This is a genomic window from Paraburkholderia sp. SIMBA_027 (genome assembly GCF_046535315.1).
In the GTDB taxonomy this organism is placed as follows: Bacteria; Pseudomonadota; Gammaproteobacteria; order Burkholderiales; family Burkholderiaceae; genus Paraburkholderia; species Paraburkholderia tropica.
Window position 1 is genome coordinate 248,137 of the sequence record NZ_JAWRWY010000002.1, and the last position, 13,556, is coordinate 261,692.

A 13,556-nucleotide genomic window follows, 5' to 3' on the forward strand; every position below is an offset into this window, starting at 1 on the left:
TTTCGCCCTGGAATCAAAATGCCGAATCAGAATGCGTAGCGCGCGCGGCGCTGCGCCTCGCGGCGTTGCAGCCAGCCGATCACCGCGTTGCGCAGGCGCTGCCGCAAGCGATCCACTTTAGTAGGATTGCTGATGATCTGCGCGCGATAGAACGACGGGCACAGCACCGCCGCATGCGAAACCTCGCCGCACAGGCCGCAACCCACGCAGCTATCGAGCACGCTCGCGACCGGATCGGTGCGCAGAGGATCGGGATTGGGCTTGATCGACAGCGACGGGCAACCCGACAGCCGGATGCACGAATGATCGCCGGTACAGGTATCCGAATCGACGCCGAAGCGCTCGCGCACCACGCGCTCGCCCGCCGCTATCGCCTTGCGCTGCTTCGGTTTCTCGCGACGCTGCTTGTTCAGCATGCATTCGCTCTGCGCGATCAGCACCTTCGGCCCTTTCGCGCCGGTCGTGAGCGCGTCCCTGAGCGTGGCCATCATGGTCTTGAGGTCGTAGGTGCGGCGCACCGTCCTGACCCATTTCACGCCCACGCCGCGCACCGCCTGCTCGATTTCGTGGCCCGTGCTGCGGGTGGGATTGAGCGCCGTCGACGACAGAATGTCCTGGCCGCCCGTCGCCGACGTATAGCTGTTATCGACGACGATCGTCAGGTTGTCGCTCTTGTTGAACACCGCGTTGGCGATGCCGCTCGTCAGACCGTTGTGCCAGAAGCCGCCGTCGCCCATCACCGAGATCGCGCGCTTGCTCGCGGGCGCGTTGAGCGCGGCGGCGCTCGCGCTGCCGAGGCCGTAGCCCATCGTCGTCGCGCCGAGATTGAACGGCGGCAAGATCGAGAACAGATGGCAGCCGATGTCGGCGCTTACGTGATGCGGCCCGAGCTCGCGCTCGACGAGCTTCATCGCCGTGAAGATCGGGCGTTCGGGACAGCCCGTGCAGAAGCCCGGCGGACGCGCATGCACGCTGTCGTCGAGCGTGGGCTGAACGGGACTTTCGGCGGCCGCCGTGGCCACGGCCTGCACCGGAATCACCTTGCGCGGCGCGGCTTGCGCGGCCAGCACGCCATAGCGCTCGAAGAACGCACGCAGGCCCTTCACCACCGTCGCGGCGTTGTACTCGCCCGCGAGCGGCAGCATGTCCTTGCCGTGCAGCGTGGCGTTCACGCCGCGCTGACGCAGAATCGCGCTCGCGTTCTGCTCGACGAAATTCGGCTGCCCTTCCTCGATCACGAGCACGGCGCGCTTGCCCGCGCAAAAACGCTCCCACTCCGAATCGATCAGCGGATAGGCCACGTTCATCACGTACAGCGGAATCGCCGAGTCGCCGTAGACATCGGCGAGACCCAGCCGTTCCAGCGCGCGCAGCACCGTGTTGTAGCTGCCGCCTTGCACGGCGAGGCCGATATCGTGCCAGTCGCTTTTATCGTCGGCAAAGAATTCGTTGAGCCGGCGCTCCTCGATGAACTTCACCGCGGCGGGCCAGCGTTCGTGAATCTTTTCGCGCTCGTGCAGGAAACTCGCGGGCGGCAGCACGATGCGGTCGACGTCGCGGCTCGGATGTTCGAGCGCATCCTTGATCGTGAACGCCGGGCGTCGATTGTCGGACGCCACGAACTGTCCATGCACGTGGCACGCGCGAATGCGCAATTGCAGCATCACCGGCGTGCTGCTCGCCTCGGAAAGATCGAAGCCGTCCTTCACGGCCTGCACGATACACGGCAGATTCGGACGCGGATCGAGCAGCCAGATCTGCGACTTCATCGCGAACGCGTGGCTGCGCTCCTGCATGATCGACGAGCCTTCGCCATAGTCTTCGCCGACGATCACGAGCGCGCCGCCCGTCACGCCGCCCGAGGCGAGATTCGCGAGCGCGTCGGACGCGACGTTCGTGCCCACGGTCGCCTTGAAGGTGACGGCGCCACGCAGCGGATAGTTGACCGAGGCGGCCAGCGACGCGGCGGCCGTGGCCTCGCTCGCGCTGTTCTCGAAGCGGATGCCGTGGTCGGCGAGGATGTCCTGGGCGTCGGCCAGCACGTCCATCAGATGCGAGATGGGCGCGCCCTGATAGCCCGCCACATAGGCCACGCCCGATTCGAGCAGCGCCTTCGTCACCGCGAGAATGCCCTCGCCGCTGAACACTTCGCCTGCGCCGAGGCGCAGTTTCTTCACTTCCTCGACAAACGACCGCTCTGCCATGACCGTCCTCTTCGCGATGTTCGAAACCGTGGCGCACGACGACGCCATCGTCATGCGTCGGGCCAGTATAGTTTAGATTTAAATATTTCCAAAATCATAGTTAACCCTGCGAAAACGCGTTGCGCGGCGCGTGCCGGAACGCGCGCGGGCGGGTGAAATGGGATTTGCAGGGGGCCGTCCCCGCACGCTACATCGGCCAAAAAATTCTGGAAACCGGGCGCGCGCGGATGCACCGTTCATGTGCTCGAAGCGGCACAGAAGTCGGCGTGGAGATCAGGGAAAACGCGGGGAAAGGCGGAAAACCGACTGGCGGCCCGTGCGCGCGAAGCACTCGATACGGTCGATACGATCGAGGCAAGCGCACGGGCCGCGCCGGACGGGCGCGGCGCGCCCGCTCAGATGACGAGACGCGAGACCTTCACGCCTTCGAGCGAAACGCCGGCCATGAGACCGGCATTGGTCAGCACGAAGGCTTCGACGGGGCTCATGGCCGTCGACGTATCGACATTGCCGTTCGCGCCCACGGTTACGACCGCGACCGTGGCGTCGGCGCCCGCCGACCAGCCCTGGCTGCGCACGAAGCTGTCGAGCGCGCCCTCGTTCATGAACGCGAAGATGATGGCCTTCGATTGCGCGCCGATCTGCAGGCCGAACGAGCCCGCCACGGTGCTGTAGTAGCCCGACGTGCGGCCGTTCACGCGCAGCGCGCCGGTGCCGTACTGGCCGCCGATCCAGAAGCCCGCGGCGATCACGTTCGGAAAGACCAGCACGCCGCTGGCTTTCGAGAGCAGTTCCTGCGAGCCGGACACCGTGCCGTAGAGACGCGAGAGCGTGGCGTCCACGCTGGCGTCGATGGCATTGCGTTTGGCCGCGTTCTGCGCGGCGCTGTTACTTGAACCCAGCGGGGTCGTCGTGCAGCCCGCGAGAGCGAGGCCGCTTGCGGCGAGTGCGGCGCTGGAGCTGAGAAGAAATTGACGTCGGCGCATTGAGGTGTTCCCGTAAAAGCGATGCTTCGATGAGTCTCGCGGGCGCAGCCCCGTTCGAGCGGCGCGCCCCGCGAGGGGCCACAGGATGGCGCGCGTGGCAGCCGGGCCGATGGATGGCTGCGGCGGTCACGTCCGCCCTCCTTGGCGGTATCTGACCATGCGCCGCGCATCGAGTTCACAAACTGGATGAAGAATTCTGCGCGAAGCCGCGTCGGGCGGGCTTTCGTGCGCCGCCATCGCCGGACTTTGGCGGTCTTTTTGCTGCTCCGCAGCAGCGCCGCCGCGTTTCTCGAAATCGTCTGATTTTGCCTGCGCGGCGCGCCTCTTAGAGTGAAGGTGTGGCCAGAGCGTGGCCGCCTCCGTCACCGAGCCCCATCGAGCCCCACCGAACTCATACGGGCTCCGCGACGAAACCGCGCCCCGCACGCCACGCTGTCTCCACTCACGCAAAAGGTCCGATCATGTTCGCCGCCACGTTCCAACGCCTGCCCCAAGCCGACGCCGCGCGGATTGCGCGCGCGTGCGAACGGGCAAGCGGCGTCGGCATCGTGCTGTTGCCCATCGTCTATATCGCGTTCTTTGCCGCGCTTTTCATGCTCGGCGTGATGCCGCGCGCCCCATTCGGTCTGACGATGGCGATGCTCACGCTCGGCGGCGCGATGCTCGCGGGCGCGCTGATCTTCTATCTGGCGAGCGTCGCACCGCAAGCGCGCCCGTCCACGCGCGCGACGGCTGCCGGTTGCGCCGGTCTTCACGCACCGATCACCGCACCGGCCCACGCGCCGACCATCGCGCCGATCCGCTTCGCGCACATGCCGACCCGCACCTGCCAGCAAAGCTGCAAGACGGCCTCGGGCGAGGAAATCCGCATTGCGGTCAACTGCTATCAGGCGCATTGCCCGGCCGCGAATCAAGCGGAATCGCGGCGGCGTTCGACCTGCGGTTCCTGATTTCACGCCGCGCGCGAGTCCTTCGCTTCCGCGTCTGTCGGAATAGATCGCATGACGAAGCGGTTATCGCCGCGCAATCCCAGGCCGAGCGTCCTCCCGCTGACCGCCACCCTACAATGATCCTCATTCCGCGCTGTCATATAATCGGCTGAAGACGTCAAACACTGTCAGCAGGGATCTCCGCGCGTGTAGGCGGGACCGTGCCGACGCGCGCGAGCCGCTACGCACCCGCCCATGACGAACGCCACGCAAACCCTGCGGATCGTGGTCGCCGACGACCATCCGCTCGTGCTCACGGCCATCAGCGACTATCTGACCCAGGCGCCCGGCTGCACGGTGGTCGGCACCGCCGACTCGGGCGCGCGTCTGCTCGACCTGTTGCGCAGGACGCCTTGCGATCTGCTCGTCACCGACTTCTCGATGCAAGGCGAAGTCGAGGACGAAGACGGCCTGCGCCTGATCGCCCGCCTGCGCCGCCTCTACCCCGGTCTGCCCGTCGTCGTGTTCACGATGCTCACGAACGGCGGCATCCTGCACGAACTGACAGCACTGGGCGTGGCCGGACTCGTCGGAAAAGAAGAGCCGATCACCGTGCTCGCCGAAGTCTGCCGGCGCGCGCTCGTCGAGCCGGGCACCACGCTCTCGGCGCGCGTCGCCGAACGTCTCGCACTGGACGGCGCGAACGTGGACGAATTCCGCCGCAGCAATCCGCTTTCGCCGCGCGAACTCGAAGTCGTGCGCCTCTTCGCGCTCGGCCTGAACGTGACCGAGATCTCGAAGCGCCTGAACCGCTCGGTCACGACGGTCGCCACGCAGAAACGCGCGGCCATGCGCAAGCTGCATCTCGATTCGAACGCCGATTTGATCCGCTACGCGAGCGAGCACGGATTCGCCTGATGGAAGCCAACGCCTCCGCGCCCAACGCGTCGCCGTTCGCCACGCTGAAGGCGCTCGAACACAATCTGCGGCGCGAACGCCGCGTGTTCACGATGCTGATCGGCCTGCTGGTGTTCGCCGCGGTCGCGGCCGCCTGCGTGGCGATCACGACGATCGCGTTCCTCTCGCTTGCAGGCGACGGCGCCCAGTTGCGCGCGACCATCGCGCAGAGCAACGAAGCGCTGTCGTTCCGGTACAACCAGCTCACGAGCGCGCGCCTGCTGCTCGGCCTCAAGGAGGCGTCGCTGCTCGTCGCCGACGACACGCCCGCCGCGCACGCGCACTGCGCGCCGACGTTCGCAGGCGTGGATGGCTCGCCGCCGCTGCGCGCGCTCTGCGACCGTGCGATCGACGCGATGTCCCACGCGAGTTCGGACACGCCGTTGCTGTTCGTGCTCGTCGACGGCAGCGCCGCCTACGGCTATCAGCTCGCGCCCGCCGCGCACCTGCCGGACGGCCCGCTGCGCCCCGGCGAAGGCGCGCGCGTGCTGGTCGACAGCGCGCTGCTGCACATGAGCGCGCGCGGCGCGGACCCGCTCTCGGTGGGCCGGGGGCGTTCGGTCATCTGGTTCCGGCCGCCCGCCGCGCTGGGCTTCGCGCCGAACCTCGTGCTCGGCGCGACCAGCGTGCTCAAGGACGGCAAGCCCTATGCGCTCGTGCTGACGAGCGTCGACATCGCGACGCTCGGCCGCGACCCGGACGGCAACGGGCCGGACGTCGCGCCCGTGCTCGTCGATGCGGATGGCCTGCGCCTCGCCGGACCGCTCTCCGACGGCGCGACGCAAGTGATCGAGCGTTACCTCGCGAGCGAGCCGACCGGCCGCTTCCATCTGCTGCCGCGTTTCGGCTGGGCGATGCGCGAGCGCCCGCTCGTTCACGATTTCGGCCACTACCTGCTGGCGCTGTCGTGGGCCGACCATCTGCGCCAGATCCGCGCGCCCGTCGCCGTGGTGCTGCTACTCACGGTCGCACTGGTGCTGATGCTGCTCTCGCTGCTGCGTTACTGGAACCGGCGCGTGCTCGCGCGCACCTATGGCGAGGCCACGCGCGCGCTCGAAAACGAGTTGCTCAATCATCTGCTCGTGCACGCGACGCCGATCGGCCTGTGCATCGTGCGCAAACGCGACTTCGATATCGTCATCGCCAATCAGATCGTGCGCAACGTGCTCGGCCTCGACACCCGCGCGACGCGCCTGCCCGCCGCGCTCTGCCTCGAGTTCGAAAAGCATCTGCCCGCGCCTGTCAACGAAGGCACGGCCAGCACGCCGATCTACGCCCTGCCGTTTTCGCTCACGCGCGAAAACGGCGAGAGCGTGCATCTCGACATCACCTACGCGGCCGCCACGCTGAACCGCGACGCGGTGATGTTCTGCGCGTTCGCCGACATGTCGAAGCATTACGAAGCCGAACGTCTGCTGCGCGAAGCGCAGCGCACGAGCGACGAAGCCGCGCGCACCAAGGTGAGCTTTTTCGCGGCGATGAGTCATGAAATCCGCACGCCGCTGGCCTCGCTGGTCGGCAATATCGAACTGGTGGCGCGCGGGCCGCTCGCCGCCGAACAGGAAGCGCGCGTGGATGCCATGCAGGTGTCGGCGGCGGAACTGCTGCAAATCGTCAGCGACGTGCTCGACTTCTCGAAGATCGACGTCGGCGCGATGAAGCTGTCCGAGGACGCCGAGTCGATCGCCGCGCTGCTGGTGCGCATCGCGCTCGCGCATGCGCCGCTCGCGGTGCGCCAGAAGCTGCCGTTCTATCTCGTGATGGACCGCGCCATTCCCGCGCGGCTGTTCTTCGATCCGATCCGGCTCGCGCAGATCGTCAACAACCTGCTGAGCAACGCGTTCAAGTTCACGCATTCCGGAAAGATCGTGTTGCGCGCGGCCTGGCGCGACGCCACGCTCGACATCAGCGTGGCCGATTCGGGCGTGGGCATGCCCGACGACCTCAAGGCGCGCCTGTTCCAGCCGTTCACGCAAGGCGACGACCACCGGCTCACCGAATCGCGCGGCACGGGCCTCGGCCTGACGATCTGCGGACGGCTCGCGGCGCTCATGCACGGCCGCTGCGAAGTGGAAAGCACGCTGGGCGTGGGCACGCGCGTGCTCGTCAGCCTGCCGCTGCGCACGGACGGTGCGGCGACCGCGGGCGAGCAATGGACGCTGCCCGATCCGCATCCCGCGCTTCTGTGCCGCGCGCCCGAGAATCGCGAATGGCTCACGAATCTCTTCGACGCCCGGCTCAGCACGCCGGTCTATCTGCATGCGACCGAGACGCCGCCCGACGGCGCGTTCGACTATCTGCTGGTCACTGGCGAATTCTCCGTGAACGACGTGCAGCGCGTGTGGCGCGATCCGGCGAAAGTCGTCTGGCTGCGCCAGGACGGACCGCTCGTGCCGCTCGCGCTCGAAGGCGGCGGCGTGGAAGTCAGCCTGTACAGCCTCGCGGGCATCCGCACCGCGACGCAGATGCTGCGCGGACAGTTGCCCGCCGCGGATGCAGCGCCCACGCAGACCGACACTGGCGCTGCCGGCGCAGAAGCACACGCGCCGGCTGATTTCCACCGCTTGAGCGTGCTGATCGCCGAAGACAATCTGCTCAACCGCTCGCTGCTGCGCGACCAGTTGCGCACGCTGGGCGCGAACGTGATCGAGGCGAAGGACGGCGAGGAAGCGCTCGCGAAACTCGAGACGGCGCACGTCGATCTCGTCATCACCGATCTCAACATGCCGAAGATGAATGGCTACGAGCTGCTGCAAACCGCGCGTGCGAAACAGCCGTCGTTGCCCGTCTACGCGGTGAGCGGCAATGCGCTGCCCGAACAGATCGCGCAAGGCCGCACGCTGGGATTTACCGACTATCTGAGCAAGCCCGTGCCGCTCGCGGCACTCGCGCGCGTGCTGACCGACGTGACCTCGCGTGTGCTTGCCGATCACGCCGCGGCACAACCCGCGCAAGCGACGCCGGGCACGTCGCCGCTGAACGCCGACAACGCAACCGGCGTCGATGAACAGACGCCGCGCTTCCCTGACCTGCCGCCCGGACTCGCGCCGATTTTCATCGAGCAGGCCGATCACGATCTCGCCGATTTCGCGCGGATCGCCGGCACGCAGGACGTACAGCGTCTGCGCGAATGGGTGCATCGCGTCGCGGGCGGTATCGCCGTGCTGGGTCCTTCGGTGCTGCACGATACCTGCCGCGAACTGCGCGCCGCCATCCACGAATCCGGCGCGTGGGACGAGAACGTGCAGACGCTGGCCGCCGCGCTCATCGCGGATCTGGAAGCCTTGCGCGCGCATGCGGCGAACCGTGAATCGACGTGACCGGCGTCTCGCCGCCGCTGCGCAAAAAGACCGGCGCCTGTGCGCCCGCTTCCTCGGGACAGCTGCCGCGCTGCCGACGCACGCACCACTGACGCAACGTGCTCGCGTCGAGCGGACAGCGCGCCGTTCCAGTCGGCTTGACGTGCTGGCGCGCCTCCAGTCGCAACGCAAACGCCGACGGCAACGCGAGACCGCAGGCGGCGACGCGCGTCGTGCCCTCGTCGGCTGGGGAATTCGTCGGCACTCCGCACGGTTCGGACGCGCGGGCCACCCAGCGCAGACTCGGCGCGGGACGCAATGAAAAGACAGGCATGATCGATCGCCGCGAAACGCGGCGTGGTAATCGTGTGGATATCGACGATCTTCGCGCAGCGCACGAGTACGCGCTATAGGACGGATTCTAAATACGGGCGCATTCGAGAGACGCGCATTCGAAACGCCCGCGCAACAAGGGTCGCAACGCACCGAATACGCTGTGCTTTATGCCGTGATTCAGCGTGCCGGATCGCGTGCGCAAACGCGCCGACGCGTGGTAGACTGCGCGCGCAATCGCTCACTCCATCATGAAACTACGCAAGCACGCACTGCTGACCGCATGGCTTGGCCTCGTCGCCATGTGGCTCATCGTGCTCGCGCCGCTCGTGAGCCAACTGGTTGCCGCGCATCAGGCGCAGCAGCCCGACGCCGCGCTGTGCTCGGCGCTGCAACCCGCATCGGCGGCGCCGCATCTTTCGCACGACGACGCATTCGGCGCCTGCGGCTATTGCAACCTGCTCGAACATCATGTGGCGATGCCGTCTATCGCGGTGCCCGCGCTCACGCTCGGCTTCGCGATCGCCGCTCCCGTCGTCGCCACGCTCTCCACGCGTCACACGCCGTTCGGCGCCTTCCCCTCGGGCCGTCCGCGCGCCCCACCCGCGCTCGCCTGATCGCTGCCGTCACCGGCTGCCCATCCGCGCTCACTCATGTTCTGTCGTCTGCTTCGGCGCTTGCGTCCATTAGCGTGTCTTCGCTCGCCCGTTATCGCGCGATGACACCCTGAGCGGCGCGAAGGCGCGCGCTGTCGCCAACGCGTCGCGTGCATCGCCTGCATCGACCCGAACGAAGCAGCAACGCCGCGCGCGTGGGCAGCCGCACGTCCATCGTTTCCGGGGAAGTCTCCTACATGTCCACGCCCGTTTCGCGCGGTGCGCGTTTGCGCCTGCGCGCCCGTGCTCGTCTCGGTTTGTTGCGGCATTTGCCGCCGTTTTTTCCGATCCTGCCGCTTTCGCTGATCGCACCGTTCGCGGTCGCGACCGCACACGCCGAACAATGCACCACACAAACCGCAGCCGATAGCGCATCGAACACCGACATCACCACGCTGCCCACCGTCAGCGTGAGCGCATCGAACGGCACGTCGAACGCAGCGCCCACGCGTGCCGTCGATCCGAATCTGCCCGCCACGGTCGAAACCGTCACCCCGGCACAATTCGACAACTGGAACGTCGTCAATACCGAAGACGTGCTCAAGTACCTGCCGAATCTCGCCGTGCGCAAACGCTTCGTCGGCGACCTCAATTCGATCATCGCCGTGCGCGGCACGAGCAATACGCAGAGCGCGCGCGGCCTCGTCTATGCGGACGGCCTGCTGCTCTCGAATCTGCTCGGCAACAGCTATGCGTTTCCGCCGCGCTGGTCGATGGTGTTTCCCGACCAGATCCAGCAGGTCGATGTGATCTACGGTCCGTATTCGGCGCTCTATCCGGGCAATTCGCTGGGCGCGACCGTGCTGATCACCACGCGCATGCCGACGAAGTTCGAAGCGACCGCCGATGTCAAAGCGTTCACGCAGCACTTCAGCCTTTATGGCGTGAACCAGAATTTCAACGGCAGCGAAATGAGCGCGTCGATTGGCGACCGCATCGGCAAGTTCTCGTATCTGCTGGGCATGAATCATCTGGAAAACACGAGCCAGCCGCTGCAGTTCGCCACGCTCGCGCAATCGAGCACGGTGGCGCAGCCCGGCGACACGCCCGTGCACGGCGCGTACTTCTACAACAACCAGACCAACACGCGCACGGCGGTGCTCGGCGTGAACGGCGAAGGCATCGAGCATACGGTGCAGGATCAGTTCAAGCTGCGCATGCAGTACGATTTCACGCCGACCGTGCAAGGCGGCGTGACGCTCGGTTACTGGCATCAAAGCTACGACAGCCAGACCTCGACCTTCCTCTACGACGACAACGGCAATCCCGTCTACAGCGGCAAGGTCAACATCGGCGGCTACGAATACACCATTCCGGCCTCCGCGCTCGCGCCCAGCCGCGGCTGGAGCGAGAACTGGCTGTACGGCGCGTCGCTGCGCACGCATCAGGCCACCGGCTGGAATGCGGAAGCGATCGCTTCGTACTACGACGTCAGCAACAGCGTCGCACGCACGGCCAGCAGCGGCGGCTCCGGCAACGGTCCCGGCACGATGACGCTCGGCGACGGCACCGGCTGGAAAACGCTCGACCTCAAGGCGACGTGGACGCCCGCGCGACCCGACGCGGGCCTCGCCGCGCACTGGCTGAGCTTCGGCTATCACTACGACAATTATTCCGTCGACAACCGGACCTACAACACGCTCGCCTGGCGCGACGGCGGCGCGGGCAGCTTCGCCAACGCATTCGCGGGCAAGACCGAAACGCAGGCGTTCTACGCGCAGGATGCGTGGCGTTTCCTGCCGCGCTGGAAACTGGTCTACGGCGTGCGTTACGAAGACTGGCAGGCCTATGACGGCTACCAGGTGCTTGGCGGCGTGCGCGTGCCGTACGCGGGCGTGAGCGACCGCCACTTCTCGCCGAAGGCCTCGCTGTCGTTCGACGTCACCGACGACCTCACGCTGCGCGCTTCGATCGCGCGCGCGTATCGCTTCCCGACCGTCGGCGAACTGTTCCAGGGGCAGATTAACGGCTCGTCGATCGTCAACAACAATCCGAACCTGCGTCCCGAAGACGATCTCTCCAAAGAGCTGAGCGCCGAATGGGCGCACTGGAACGGCCTGTTCCGCTTCACGCTCTTTCAGGACGACGTGAAGAACACAATCTTCAGTCAGACCGACACGACCGTCATTCCGAACGTGACGAACTTCCAGAACATCGGCAAGGTGCGTTCGCGCGGCGTGGAAACGAGCTATCAAGGTCAGGACGTGCTGCTGCACGGCCTCGATTTTTCGGCGAACGTCGCCTATACGCAGTCGAAGATTCTCGCCAACGCGCAGAACCCGGCGAGCGTCGGCAAATACTTCTACCGCATTCCGCTGTGGCGCGTGAACGTCGTCGCGACGTATCGCTTCGACGCGCGCAGCGCGCTCACGCTCGCGGCGCGTTATTCGGGGCGTCAGTACAACACGCTCACGAATACCGACACGAATCCGAACGTGTTCGGCGGCACCAGCAGCTACACGGTCGCCGACGTGAAGTTCACGTTCCGTCCGACGAAGCAGACCGAAATCGGCGTGGGCATCGACAACCTGTTCGACGCCCGCTACTACGTCTATCACCCGTATCCCGGCCGCACGTTCTACGCCGAAGCGAAGTTCGGCCTGTGAAGGTCATATTGCAGCCCATCCCCAAGGAGCCTTCGATGTCGACGACAATGCCCGCTTCCGGGCGCCCCGACGCGCGCAGCACACACGCGTCCGGCGCCGCGTATCCCGGCTATCGCACACTCTGGCGCTGGCACTTTTACGCCGGTCTGTTCGTGATGCCGTTTCTGATCGTGCTCGCCATCACCGGCACGATCTACTGTTTTCAGCCGCAGATCGAGCCGCTGCTGTATCCGCATCGGCTCGTGGTCGCGCCGCAAGCGACGCCGCGTCTGCCCGCCGATGCGCTGCTCGCGCGCGCTCAGGCGTCGCTGCCGCCCGGCGCGCAGGCGATCCGCGCGCATATCGAAGCGAATCCGGCGCGCAGCGCGGAGTTCGTGTTCGCGCTGCCGCACGGCAACGCGCCCGCGACGAAGGAAAGCGTCTACGTGAATCCGTATAACGGCGACCTGCTCGGCACGCTCGACGTCGACCGGCGCTTCATGCAGGTCGATCGCATGCTGCATCGCAAACTGCTGATCGGCAAGCCGGGCGAAATGCTGATGGAACTCGCCGCGTGCTGGACGCTGGTGATGATCGGCACCGGCGTCGCGCTCTGGTGGCCGCGCCGATCCGTGTCGCCGAACGCGACGCTGCGTGCCGCGCTGCTGCCGCGTTTCGGCGCGAAGGGACGGCCGTTCTGGAAAAGCCTGCATGCCGCGATCGGCTTCTGGCTCGCGGCGGGCGCGCTGGCGTTCGTGCTCAGCGGCCTGCCGTGGACGGGTTCGTGGGGCAAGCAGTTCAAGGCGCTCGCGACGCGCGTGAGTCTGGGCGCGCCGCGCGGCGCATGGGGCGGCGGACTGCCGCTGCAATCGACGCTGCCGGGCGCGGGCCACGCCGCACAAGGCGAACATGGCGAACATGGCGGCCACGACATGGCGTCGATGCCCGGCATGGTGATGGACGATCTGCCGCTGCCCAACGTGCCGTGGGCCGTGGGCGCGGTGCCCGTGCCGCAATCGCCCGAAGCGGCCGCGCATTCCGCCAATCATTCGGCGACGCAGTCACCCACGCGCTGGACGCTCAATCAGGTCGTCGCGCAGATGGCCGCGCTCGGCGTGCAAAGCGGTTACGACGTCGCGCTGCCCGCGTCCGCGAGCGGTGTCTACACCGTCTCGTACTTTCCGCCCGATCCGAAACGCGAGCGCACCGTCTATATCGACCAGTACAGCGGCAAGGTGCTCAAGGACATTCGCTATGCCGATTACGGCGCGGTCTCGCAGGTGATTTCGTACGGCACGTCGCTGCATATGGGCCGTTATTTCGGGCTCGCGAATCAACTGATCTGTACGGCGATTTCGCTCGGCCTCGCGGCGCTCGCGGTGACGGGCTTCGTGATGTGGTGGCTGCGCCGTCCGGCTCGCGCGCTCGCAGCGCCCGCGCGCGAACGCGCCGCGCCGCCGATGCGTTCATGGAAAGCGGGACTTGTCGTGCTCGGCATCGTCTTTCCGCTGATGGGCGCAACGATGCTGGGCGTGTGGTTGCTCGACAAAATCGCATTCGGCAGACGAGAAACTCTTTCGTCTTCCTGACATTTATTTCCGTGCGTG

Annotated in this window: 9 protein-coding genes; 6 read left to right on the top strand and 3 right to left on the bottom strand. The window is 66.6% G+C overall.

Annotated features, from left to right (window positions below; translation table 11 throughout):
- Positions 1 to 26: 26 nt before the first annotated feature.
- Both SB764_RS04100 and SB764_RS04105 read right to left on the bottom strand, forming a co-directional pair.
- Entirely contained in the window at positions 27 to 2,204 is a 2,178-nt protein-coding gene (locus SB764_RS04100; protein WP_321905023.1) for an indolepyruvate ferredoxin oxidoreductase subunit alpha, read from the bottom strand.
- A 395-nt stretch (positions 2,205 to 2,599) separates the two neighbouring features.
- The gene (locus tag SB764_RS04105) at positions 2,600 to 3,190 is read right to left on the bottom strand and encodes a YSC84-related protein (RefSeq protein WP_065065713.1); all 591 of its coding nucleotides are present in this window, start codon (positions 3,188 to 3,190) and stop codon (positions 2,600 to 2,602) included.
- Positions 3,191 to 3,651: 461 nt separating this feature from the next.
- On the opposite strand from SB764_RS04105, the gene SB764_RS04110 reads away from it, so the two are divergent.
- From SB764_RS04110 to SB764_RS04120, 3 genes are all read left to right on the top strand, one after another.
- Positions 3,652 to 4,140, top strand: a complete 489-nt coding sequence (locus SB764_RS04110) for a hypothetical protein (protein WP_410862730.1) — start codon at positions 3,652 to 3,654, stop codon at positions 4,138 to 4,140.
- Between the two features lie 234 nt (positions 4,141 to 4,374).
- Complete coding sequence (locus tag SB764_RS04115) at positions 4,375 to 5,037, top strand: response regulator transcription factor (protein WP_065065711.1); 663 nt, start codon at positions 4,375 to 4,377, stop codon at positions 5,035 to 5,037.
- Entirely contained in the window at positions 5,037 to 8,396 is a 3,360-nt protein-coding gene (locus tag SB764_RS04120; protein ID WP_410862731.1) for an ATP-binding protein, read from the top strand. Before SB764_RS04115 ends, SB764_RS04120 begins: the two co-directional genes overlap by 1 nt.
- On the opposite strand, the gene SB764_RS04125 is transcribed toward SB764_RS04120, so the two are convergent.
- Positions 8,341 to 8,709 carry a hypothetical protein gene (locus SB764_RS04125; protein ID WP_410862732.1) on the bottom strand — a complete coding sequence of 123 codons (369 nt, stop codon included), beginning with the start codon at positions 8,707 to 8,709 and terminating at the stop codon, positions 8,341 to 8,343. The genes SB764_RS04120 and SB764_RS04125 overlap by 56 nt on opposite strands.
- 250 nt (positions 8,710 to 8,959) lie before the next feature.
- Between SB764_RS04125 and SB764_RS04130 the strand changes: the two genes are divergently transcribed.
- The 3 genes from SB764_RS04130 (at position 8,960) to SB764_RS04140 (ending at position 13,538) form a co-directional block, all read left to right on the top strand.
- Positions 8,960 to 9,325, top strand: coding sequence for a DUF2946 domain-containing protein (locus SB764_RS04130; protein ID WP_065065708.1), 366 nt, complete (start codon positions 8,960 to 8,962; stop codon positions 9,323 to 9,325).
- A 236-nt stretch (positions 9,326 to 9,561) separates the two neighbouring features.
- Positions 9,562 to 11,970, top strand: coding sequence for a TonB-dependent receptor (locus SB764_RS04135; protein WP_410862733.1), 2,409 nt, complete (start codon positions 9,562 to 9,564; stop codon positions 11,968 to 11,970).
- Between the two features lie 35 nt (positions 11,971 to 12,005).
- Complete coding sequence (locus SB764_RS04140) at positions 12,006 to 13,538, top strand: PepSY-associated TM helix domain-containing protein (RefSeq protein ID WP_410862734.1); 1,533 nt, start codon at positions 12,006 to 12,008, stop codon at positions 13,536 to 13,538.
- The last annotated feature ends 18 nt before the right edge of the window (positions 13,539 to 13,556 follow it).